General features: G+C 44.2%; 4 protein-coding genes. All 4 read left to right on the top strand.

The features are described 5' to 3' along the window. Positions 1-8,676 (top strand): InlB B-repeat-containing protein (locus tag A5295_RS05025; protein WP_064621964.1); only part of this gene is annotated, 8,676 nt, incomplete at its 5' end. A gap of 157 nt (positions 8,677-8,833) precedes the next feature. Further along, positions 8,834-9,046 carry a 50S ribosomal protein L31 gene (rpmE, locus tag A5295_RS05020; protein WP_004118797.1) on the top strand — a complete coding sequence of 71 codons (213 nt, stop codon included), beginning with the start codon at positions 8,834-8,836 and terminating at the stop codon, positions 9,044-9,046. Positions 9,047-9,185: 139 nt separating this feature from the next. Beyond that, positions 9,186-10,283, top strand: coding sequence for a peptide chain release factor 1 (prfA, locus tag A5295_RS05015; RefSeq protein ID WP_012914392.1), 1,098 nt, complete (start codon positions 9,186-9,188; stop codon positions 10,281-10,283). A 39-nt stretch (positions 10,284-10,322) separates the two neighbouring features. Then, entirely contained in the window at positions 10,323-11,237 is a 915-nt protein-coding gene (gene prmC / locus A5295_RS05010; RefSeq protein ID WP_064621962.1) for a peptide chain release factor N(5)-glutamine methyltransferase, read from the top strand. Positions 11,238-11,294 lie beyond the last annotated feature (57 nt).

The following is an 11,294-nucleotide window of genomic DNA, read 5'->3' as shown; positions in this document are numbered from 1 at the left end:
ATAAGAGACAGGCTTCCATCTGTTGTGGCTTCCGCGCTTCAGCCTACTCAAAAAGATATTATCGATGCGTCTAATACGACGCAAAAAATGGGCAAAGGTAAGCCTGATGTAGATGAATTGAATATGCAGCGGTGGGGTGCTGGCGTACTCAATAAGGGTGCACAAATTCAAAAGTTTGTAGAGCTTGCGCGCCATGATGCACAAATGCAAAAGTTGCGTGAAGCACAACAGCGTGAGATTGAGCAGCGTGAAATAAATAAGAGTGAAGCAAAGCAGCGCGAATCGCAACAACACGAAGTGCAACAGCGTGATGGAATTGACTCGCAGTTAGGTAGTTCTTCAGAACAGGTTAATTTCGGACATTCTTATGCAGTAAGTGCGCCTGCGCCAGTGCAGCCAGTTCATCCAGCAGTAAAGCCAGAGTCGACTCCAACTTTGAAGCCGACTGCAAAGCCAGAATCAACGTCAACTGCAAAACAAGATGCAAAGCAACCTGCAGAAACAAAGCAACCGGAAGCAAAGCAACCGGAAGAAAATGCTGGTGACGTTAAGCCTGCTGAGGTTAAGCCAGGTGAAAATAAGCAGCCTGCACAACCAGCAAATACGCAGCCTGTAAATACTGAAAGCGCAAAGCCTGCAAACGAGCAGAATACAAGCGCACAATCTTCAAGCACTCACGCAGAAAATGCTCCTGCATTAAGTAATGCAAATGCGCCAAAGGGGCGTGTTCGTAGGTCTGTTGAGAGCGGCGATGGTGCTTCCGACGGGAATAGTGTAACTACTACAACAAGTGCGCCTGCAACCTCGACTGCACCGTCTGCAAATAATGCGTCTGCAGCTCCGACTGCGAACACTGTAGATAATACGACTGCACCGTCTGCTCCTGCACCTTCAACAGGTACAGCGTCTAACGCTGGTGCTGGAACTACAGCGAACCCAAGTACAGAAAATACAACTGCACAAGGTGCAAATGCAAACGTCTCAGGCGAAGAGAAAAGCACTACGCCTGCTTCGAACAATGAGCATCCTTCACCTGCTTCTACATCGAACGCTGGCACAACAACTAATAACGCAGCAACTGATCCAAACAGCCAGGTAATTAAGCCGAATGAGCAGCATCCAACTGCTGAAAACACAGAGCAAGCCAACGAACAGGTACAAACCGACAAAAAGCCAAAAGCCACTTACAATTTGAAAATTCGCTATACGATTGGTGGTGCTGCGAATAAGCAGCTTGTGCAGCCGTATGAGCTTACAATTGATCAAGAAGACTTCGATAATCTAGGCAAAGATGGCAAGTGGGAATACATTGAGCTTCCAAAGGCTGCTGGATACCGTCCGTCCGTATACCACTCCGGTGATTACCAGTACTACATTAAAAACAGCGAAGACAAGTTTGTTATTGACGACGGTACGGATGCGGATGCTAAGCGTTACTTGCGTTTAAGCAAGAAGCTGATTACTGATTACGCTGTAAAGAAAAGGCAGGCTGTTGAAAGCAACAACAGTGCTCAATCTTCGCAGAATCCATCGTCTACGCAGTCAGGTTCGGACGACGGTATTCAGTACTACGGCGAGTTGAATATCAACTACGCTCCTAAAACAGCTAAGTACTATGTGCGTCACTTGGTGCAGGATCTCGATCATAAGGATGAGTTTCACGATGCTCCAAATCTTGGCGTTGGCAAGACTATTGAAGTAACTTACAAAGATGGCAAAAAAGAACGTATCCACGTCACTGAAGTTACTGGCACTGTTGGTTCAGATGTGAGTGCTGTAGCTCTGTACATTCCAGGCTACGAGCCGGAGCATAATCTTATTAGCTCGCCGCTTTCGGATTCTGAAGATGAAAAAGATAAGCTAGTTTTGAACCTTCGCTACTACCGTAAGGCGTATGAAGTTACTTACGATTCTGCTGGCGGCACGGATGTTACTGCTCAAAAAGTGTATTACCAGCAAGATGTGCCACAAGTTACGAAACCAACTAGGCGAGGTTACACTTTTAAAGGATGGTCTTTAGTAGATCCTAGCAAAGAGAGTGATCCGCTTTATGCTGAGAATACTATTGTTTCTCTTGATGACTACAAGATGCCGGATCACAATGTGCAATTCCGCGCTAATTGGGAAGCGAACAATACTACTAGCTACCGCGTGAACGTGTGGGTGCAAAAAGCGGATTTGGTTGACAAAGAGCATCCGGATTCGCTTGCAAACTACGACTTTGTTGGTCTTGTTGAGCGCAAGAACGTGAAGACAGAGAGTGACGTTGCGCTTAATAAGATGAATGATGCCGGCGTTGCTAATGATACTAGTAAGCTTAATGGTAAAAACGAAGATAATTATGTAGAAAACCCAGAGCTTGGCTTAACGAAAGAAGAGTTGCAGGGCACGAAGGATAAGAGTTACAAAGACGGCTTAATTTCAAAGTTCAACTGGATGAACGATACGCCTGTAACAAGCTTAGACGGGTATGATACCGCGAATCCTGGTGACGCTTCAAACAAAGGCAAGGATATATTCACACGCTACTTCCATGTGAATAAGGAGCTTACTAAAAAGCTTAACACTGAGCAACATGATTTTGTGCCGGGTCACCCAGATTTAGGCAAACGTAGTAAATCGCAGCTTTGCGCGAACGACTTAAACAACACTCTTAACTTAGTTTACGACCGCAAGACTTACGAGCTTATTTTTGCTAAGCCTACTGGCGTAGATAGGGGTAACAATGCTGCTATAAAAAGAAAAGACGAAAGCGGCAAAACAACTATTTATTGCTATGCTGATGGTGGCAATTGCTCAACGAAGTATGATAGCGAAAATGAAGATAACGATGGCAACAAAATTGACCATAAGGGCTACCGCGTAAAAGTTCGTTACGGTCAAAAGCTTACTGATATTTGGCCTGATATAAATGAATTAGATTTTAATGAAGAAAATATAGGCTCTTTAGGATGGCAGCTTGGATATGCAGGTGAAGTGAATTATCGTGACACTCCTCCGTATCGTTTTACTATAAAAGAATTTGCTGATCCTAAATTCCGTGTACAAGGTAATAATCAAGCGCCTAAAATTAGTGATGACCCTTCGAATCCTAGTGCACAGCAATACGAGCTAAAAGATAATCAGCGTCTGCTTACTGCTGATATCAGTAGTAAAAGTGCGCCTATACAGGTGATTATTAGGAAGCAAAGTATTGCGTCTGCTAAAAACGGTGGCGATGATATAGGCGACAATGATTATGAGCTTTCAACTGATTCATATAGCAAAGATGATACTGACAATTCGGGTTATTTATATACAGCTCCATCTATTGCAGGTTTTAATCCTGCTGATGGTTATGATAAGAAAAATGTTGGTGATTCGTTAGATCCATTCGACTTTGAAGATAATCGGGAAGAGTGGTATAACGAATCTCATGGTCATGGGAATTGGGATGATTTAAGTGATGATGAGAAGAATGCTTTTGCTAAAAAGTATCATTTAGCATTTCGAAAGTATAGGGGCGTTCCAGTAGATGAACAAGAAGATTATTCTGGTGATGCAACTGAATTTGAAACTAACAAACTACTTGAATTTAGGTACAACCGCAAGTCGTACGATGTGCAGTTTTATAATGCGGATGGCAAGGCTATAGCTACAAACGGTAGCGCTGCTACAGAGAGCCTGCCGTTCGAGTATAGTTTGACTAAGCGCGGCAAAAAAGATTTGACGGGCGAAGACAAAGAGCTATACGGAAACGATACATCTTATGATGCTTCTGTAACTAAAGACGATGCCGGTAATACGTCTAAGCAGTTCGACGGCAAGTACACTTTCACGCTTAATAACAAGACTTACTCCATCGTTCGCCCTGCTGATTTGCCAGAAGACTATGTGTTTAAAGGCTGGGCTGTTGATCAAGCTGGTACTCAGTTTATAAATGGCGAAAACAAAGATATTACAATGCCAGTCAACGGCATTAAGCTTTACGCTGCGTGGGGTCTTCCAACTGATATTCAGCACACTGTAACGTTTGACTACCATATGCCGAAAACCGACGACAACGGCAATGAAATAAGTGGCTCCGACGTAGTTACGGAAAAGAAGTTCCCTCGCTACCATGTTATTGACGAAAAGAAGATAAGCACCCCAACGCGCAAAGGCTACGACTTCTACGGCTGGGAGATTAAAAAGAACGGCACGACTTTGCCGTACGCTTTTGGCAATAAAGTAGTAGAAGATATAAAGCTTGATGCAGTGTGGGTTAAGGATACTCGCTACAACGGTACTTTTAAGCACATATTCTTAAAGCCAGGCGTAACGTTTGCTGACTATAAGAAAGAGGGTCTTTCAGACGCAGAAAAAGCCGCGATGGTGGATCACGTTTCTACTCAAACGGTTTCCGGCTTGCGCGAGCATTTGCGCTACAATGCGGAAGCAGTCTACAGCGACGAAACGCACTTCCCAGATAAGCAGTTCACGAGCTTTGAAGCCTCGAGTGATGAGAAGCAGAATACTGGCGAGTTTATTTACCAAACGTACAATACGCGCAAGTATAAGGTAAAGTATATTGATCAAAACGGTAAGGAGCTTCTTCCAGAAAGCGAAGTCAGCTCTGTAAACAGAAAGTACGACGTAGTATTCTACAAGCCGATTGAAGGCTTTATGCCGGAAAGCACACAGCAGAATATTACTTATACTACTGATAGCGAAGGTAAGCAGACTAGAGAAGATACATTCATCTTCAAATATAAAGACGTTCGCGTGCTTAAACGCAATGACGATAAGCAAGCTCGCCCAGATCACTACACGCGCTACGTGTTCAAAGTGGCTGATGGTCAAGACTCTATGGGCAGCGTTGTTGACTGGCAGAACAAGGATGTAGCTGACGGCTCTGTTCTTGTGTACGACGCAATTAAGGGCACAAAAGCTTATCAAATGCCACTTCCAACAGTGAAAGCAAAGCCTGGATTTGAGTTTGTTGGTTGGACTTCAAAAGTCGGTTCGTCTGAAGTTGGCTCGCATACGCTTCAGTATTCCGATGGTGTGAATCGCTTGCCGATTCGTTCCGAAGAGCAGAACAATCCTGAGGTAATTTACACTGCTCACTTCAAGCTAAAGGCTCCTATTGCCGCAGCTCCGCAAGTGCTTACGCCACTTGAGAATATTAGTACTGGAAGTAGTGATGATGCTAAGAAGCTTATAACGAATTCTTATGAGTATCCAACTGGTGCTACGTTCAGCTTTGCGCCTGGCGAAAAGTTTGACAACACTCCAGGATTACACAAGATTAAAGTGCAAGTGCATCTTGGCAATAACATTGCTGAAGCTGAAGTGCTGTACCGCGTGCTGCCGGATTTGGTGTACGCAAGCGAGTGGGATAAGTTTAAAGCTACTGACTATGGCAAAGCGCATATTGACGAGTATGCGCCGATTACTTTCACCGGCAAGAATGATGAAGGCACTATTATTGGTCACGATGGAGATAATGCCAATCATCCTGCTGGTGAAAAAACTACGCTTACTGCGTACGTTTATAAGGGTAAGGAAGTTAGAATCCGCGTGCCGCAAGCTTTCGGCAATGATTACAGCGACCAGCATTACCACTACGTGTTTAAGGGTTGGGCGACTAATGTTGTAAAGCCGACTGCTGAAAATCCAAAACAAGAGCAGACGTTTGACATAAATTCAAGCGACCGCTACAAGAAAGTAAATTTGCAAGACGGCGTAACTTACCACGCTATTTACAAGCGAATCGACTACTTCTCCAGCTCGTCCGACAATGGAACAGTTCCAGAAGATTCTGTAGTTGCAATCTTCAAGCCTGCTCCAGGACGAAAGTGGAAGGACGGCACAGACGGCCCTAAGGTGTTCTACGTAAAGAAGGGTACTGATCTTTCGCAAATTCCTTACAGTGCTAGCGACCAGACTAGTGCGTTGACAAGGCTTCAAGAGAACCTAACCAATGCTAAGGGAACTTGGAATCGAAGCAGCATGATTAATGGCAAAGAAGAAGTAACGCCTATAGATGATGTTTCGAATTGGAAAGTTGATAAACCATTCCAAGAGTTCGTGGCAGATCAAACCCCTTGGACAGAGCCAGCAGTGCAGACTGATTACTTGGTCGCTGTGCAAGATAAGCCTGACACGCTTCCAAAGTTAACCGATTTTATAACTAATATGTCTCAGCTCAAAGCAGACGCTGCTGTGAATAATGGCATAGAAGACATAAAAGTCGAATATGATTTGCCAACTGAAGCTGAACAAAATAAGTTAAAGCAGAAGATGCTTAAGAAGCCTGCTTTGTACACTGTTCCTTTGAAAGTTACAGTTAAGTATAAGGATGCAGCAGATTACAAGACTTATAGACTTGTAGGACGCTTAAAGGTGCTTTATCAGTTGATGTACGATAAAAGCCTACCGAAACCAGATAGTACTCAGCCTTCACATCAGCCTGGTGATACTAATCCTCTTACTGGTGTTGCTGCAGAGCGTGATCTTGTTCTCAATAAGGATAAGTATGTTAAGGTCAACTTTATAAATGCCAATCAAGTTGATCATAAAGATCAGGGCAGCCTTGATAAAGATACTACTAAGCTGTACTACGTTCTTAAAGACGATGTTACGGGCGTAAAAGCTCCGCAAGCTGTTGGCAAGGATTATGACGCTGATGGATACCATTACGTGTTCAAAGGCTGGAGGAAGCTCGAGAATTTTGTTGATAATGATAATTCTGATGCTCGTTCGCGTGCAAGAAGAAGCTTAGCAAATCAACCTGAAATTCCTGTCACTACTTTGATGGTAAGTGAACCAGCATCTGCAACTAGCGTTGATGTGCAAAACGCGAATGGTGAAAAGTTGTTATCGAATGATGAGATTCGTAAATTAAAGTACTCTGAAAACACTACATACCAAGCAGTGTATGAAAAGGTGATGAACATCATCGACGCGAAGAGTAATGAGAAAGTTCCAGATAACTACGTGCCGTATGTGTTCTTACCAGCTTTCGGAAGAAAGTGGGATGATGGATCATATAAACCGAAAGTTATCTACTTTAAGTCCGATAGTACTAAGTATGATGATGACGTTGCTGGAAAAACTAATGAGTTGAAGAACCGTCTTAAGGGCTTTAGCAAGTGGGAAGTTTATGATGCAGGCAACAAGCCTGTTCCTGAGAATGACACAAACGACAATAGGCAAATTCGCGTATATGTAGCAAATCAGATTGCTGATATGCCTGTGAATGTATCTCAGTTTGTTAAGAGTGTTGGAGATGAAGTTCCTGCTCCTGATGAGCTTGTGTCTGGTGTTGATCCTAATAACCTAGAGATTGCGGGCATGCACGGTGCTGGTGTAGTTTATTCTTCCGGTGCAAATTCTGTTCGAATTGCGAAGCCTGGAATTACTACCGTTAGAGTGAAGGTTGAAACATCTGATCCAAATAAGAAGGGTGCAAAGATAGTACGTTATGAAAATGTACCTATTCAAGTGCTTCCGAATGTGATTGCAGAGCGAGATTTGCCTTCAGCTGGCAGCCAAGCAGGAAAGTTCATTTTAGAAAACTACACAAAGGTAACGTATGTAGCTGGCAATGGCGGAACTATGCAGTCACCAATGCATACATACTGGGTGCGTAAAGATAGAATGTCTGAAATAAAGAATTATATTCCAGACGTTCTTGCTAACAAAGGTTACATATTCAAGAATTGGGATGAAGTATCTTACTCTAAACATATTGATACCATCTATAACAGTGCTGATAACCACAAATCAACTGATATTGAGCGTGAAACATTAGCTAAGATTGCTGAACGCTATGGCATGTCGTTTACAGCTAATGTAATCCGCAAATCTAAGAATTCTACATTTGCGGCTATAAAGAATATTCTTGCTGAAGCTATAAATAACGAGAATATGAGTTATGAAGCAAGTCGTAATAGATTGGCTATTGTTGCTGAAACATTAGGAAAGTCATATACTGCAAAAATAATTCGTAATTCACAACACTCAACTATTGAAGCTTTGAAGAATTTACTTGTGCAAGCTGGTATTACTGACGCTGATATTGCAATGGTATTCCCAGAAAGCGAAACCATTATTACTGCAAACTTTGAGAAGATGGCTCCTATGAAGTTTAAGTTTAGTGGTTCTGCTCGCGAGGGTGTTTTAACGAACTTCAGATTGCAAAACATGACTGAAGGAGATGTTAATAACACAACGGTTACAGTAGACGGCAAGAAAGTAACTATTAACGAGTTAGTTGCTCAAGGCTTAACTTCTGTAAACGGCATTAACGCAAATTGCGCTGGTACTGAATGCAAGATTTCTGGCACGCCTAAGATTGTTGACGGCAAGCCGAAAGTTGAGCTAACGTTTACTACTACCGACAAGTATGGTCGCGAAGCGGAAATTACTGTTGAAATTGATGTGATTTCTGAGAGCAAACCTGCTCCAACGCCTGAACGAGCTATTCCTTCTCTTGATTCTTATACTTCATATGACGTAACTATTGAGAATGAAAAGAAGCAAGAAAAGGATGTAAAAGAAACTGCTGGAGCAAAGCCGGAATTAGCTAAAACTGGTAGCAATACGGTTTCTTCTGCATCCGCTGGTATTTTGTCGGCAGCAATCGCAGCAATTGGTCTTGCGGTGGTAAAGACTGGCAAACACCATCGCAAGCGTCGCAATAATAAATAATTTATTTAAATTTGGAGCGTTTGAATTTTTCATGCGCTCCATTTTTATGCGGATTATAAGCGCGTCGAGGGTGGTGACTAGAATTACGAAGGTTCCGGTTCACGCTTAGCTATTGGGGCTTTGCGACCCGGGTCGCCCGAATTCCATAGGAGACATTATGAAGCAGGGTATTCATCCCGACTATCACGCAGTGCAGGTTACCTGCTCTTGCGGAAGCACTTTCGTAACTCGTTCTACCGCTGATGGCGATCACATGACGGTTGACGTGTGCTCAAAGTGCCACCCATTCTATACCGGCAAGCAGAAGATTCTCGACACCGGCGGTCGCGTGGCTCGCTTCGAGAAGCGCTACGGTAAGAAGACTAAGTAGCTTTTGTGACGCCAGCCCTGCTTTCGTGTAACTCGCGGAATCGGGGCTGGCGTTTTATGTGCTAAACATGTGTGTTTAATATTTAACATTTAAATTTTTGATTTACAATCCGCGTTAAGCGTGACTACAAAGGAATATGATGGCTGAGTCAGTAGAGGAACAATTCCCGGCAGCAGTTACCGCGTTAGAAGAGTATCGCGATATTGAAAGTCGTATGGGAAGCCCGGAAGTTGCGTCAAATCCGGACGCTATTCGTAAGCTTGGTCGTAGGCACGCAGAACTTGGATCAATCGTAAACGCTTACCTAAATTACAAACAGCTTTGCGACGACTTTGAAGCCGCAAACGAAATGGCAAGCGACGATCCAGATTTCGCTGAAGAAGCTAAGCGCTTAGAAGAGCAGATTCCAGCAGCAAAAGAAAAGCTTCGCACTGCATTAATTCCTAGGGATCCGGATGATGCGCGCGATATGATTATGGAAATTAAAGCTGGCACAGGCGGCGAAGAAGCGGCTTTGTTTGCTGGCGATTTATTGCGTATGTACATGCGTTACGCGGAAAAGCGCGGCTGGACTACCGTAATCCAAAGCGAAAATTCAACGGAACTTGGCGGCGTAAAAGACGTGCAGCTTGCGATTCGAGCAAAAGGTACGCCTGCTCCAGAAGATGGCGTGTGGGCAAGCATGAAGTATGAGGGCGGAGTGCATCGCGTGCAGCGAATCCCAGTTACGGAATCGCAGGGACGTATTCAAACTTCCGCAGCTGGCGTAATCGTGTTCCCAGAAGCAGACGAAGATGACGACGAAATCGAAATCGATCCAAAAGATTTGAAGATCGACATTTTCATGAGCTCCGGCCCTGGTGGGCAGTCCGTGAACACTACTTATTCTGCGGTTCGCATGACACATATTCCAACCGGAATTGTTGTTAGCATGCAAGACGAAAAGTCGCAGATTCAAAACCGTGCGGCAGCCCTTCGCGTGTTAAAGTCTCGTTTGCTCGCTATGAAGCACGAGCAGGAGGCAGCAGAAGCGGCGGATATGCGCCACTCACAGGTGCGTTCGCTCGACCGCTCTGAGCGAATCCGCACGTACAATTTCCCAGAAAATCGTATTGTGGATCATCGCACGAATTACAAGGCTTACAATCTTGATCAGGTTCTTGACGGCGATTTGCAGCCTGTTATCGACAGTGATATTCAGGCGGATGAAGCTGACCGCTTAGCGCAAGCCAAGTAAGTCAAGTAAAATTACTGAAATAACCAAGCAATTCTTAAAATGCAAGAACTTTTGCGAGTTTTGCGCGATGCTGTTAAAAAGCTTGATTCTGCAGGCGTGGACTCAGCAGAATATGATGCACGCTTGCTGCTGGCTCATGCTTGCGGCGTAAGCTTAGCTGAGCTGAGCAAGGCGCTAATACTTGGCGATTTAACCGATTTTTCGCAAGATTATGCTAGTAAATATAGCGATTTTGTATCTAGGCGTGCTTCTCGTGAGCCGTTGCAGCATATTGTTGGTCGCGCGCCTTTTCGCTACTTGGATTTGCAAGTTGGTAAGGGCGTTTTTGTGCCGCGGCCGGAAACGGAAATTGTTGTTGAAGCTGGATTGGATTGGCTTAGAGAGTCTGGTATTAGCAAGCCGACGGTAGTCGATTTATGCGCCGGATCGGGCGCAATTGGATTGTCGATTGCGGCGGAAGTTGCAGACGCGCAAGTATGGGCTGTAGAAAAATCTCCTGAAGCTTTCCAATATTTGCAAAAAAATTTCGAAGAAACTGCAAAAAAGTGGGAAAATATTCAGATTTTCAGTCGCTATCATGCCGTGCTTGCAGACGCAACCAAATCGCATATTTCGGATTGCACGCCGGAACTTCACGCAATTTGTGGCAAAGTAGATTTAGTAATAACGAATCCGCCTTACGTGCCGGAAAGTCAAGTGCCAGAACAGGTTGAAGTGCGAGAGTATGATCCTCCGCTTGCGCTTTATGGCGGTTCTGCGGACGGCTTGCTTATTCCGGAGCAGATTATGCGTGCGGCTTTTGCGCTGCTTAAGTCTGGGGGAGCGATGGTTATGGAGCACGATATTTCGCAAGGGGATGCGCTTAAAAAGTATGCGGAAAGCGTAGGTTTTTCGCGTGCGCGCGTTGGAAACGACTTAACTGGCAGACCGCGGTACACTTTTGCGGAAAAGTAAAATTTTAATCAAAAATAAAACTTGACTCAAACAGAATAAAATAAGCAAAATAAGCAA

Source organism: Gardnerella sp. 26-12, assembly GCF_001660745.1.
GTDB classification, from domain to species: domain Bacteria; phylum Actinomycetota; class Actinomycetes; order Actinomycetales; family Bifidobacteriaceae; genus Bifidobacterium; species Bifidobacterium swidsinskii.
The sequence above is the reverse complement of the archived record's forward strand: the minus strand, read 5'-3'. Positions and strand labels throughout refer to the sequence as shown.